1 tRNA gene is annotated in these 277 nt (G+C 46.6%); it reads left to right on the top strand.

What is annotated here, in order from left to right:
* Window positions 1–96: 96 nt before the first annotated feature.
* Window positions 97–169: transfer RNA gene (locus tag H3U49_RS09815), tRNA-Ala, on the top strand.
* The last annotated feature ends 108 nt before the right edge of the window (window positions 170–277 follow it).

Here is a 277-nt window from a genome sequence, read left to right as displayed (position 1 = left end):
GTTAGAGCGCACGCCTGATAAGCGTGAGGTCGATGGTTCAAGTCCATTTAGGCCCATAGGCAAGGAAAAGAGAAAGCATATCTGAATGAAGACCATGGGGGCTTAGCTCAGTTGGGAGAGCACCTGCTTTGCAAGCAGGAGGTCATCGGTTCGAACCCGTTAGCCTCCATTGGATCTGAGAAAGATCCAAACGAGCTAGTACATTGAAAACTGAATATAATCCAAGAAAAAACCGAGAAACAATCAAAAGAGAAGAGATTGCCAAAGAGCGACCGAG

Source organism: Lactobacillus sp. W8174 (assembly GCF_016100975.1).
Taxonomy (GTDB): domain Bacteria; phylum Bacillota; class Bacilli; order Lactobacillales; family Lactobacillaceae; genus Lactobacillus; species Lactobacillus juensis.
This window is presented reverse-complemented; position numbering and strand designations above follow the sequence as displayed.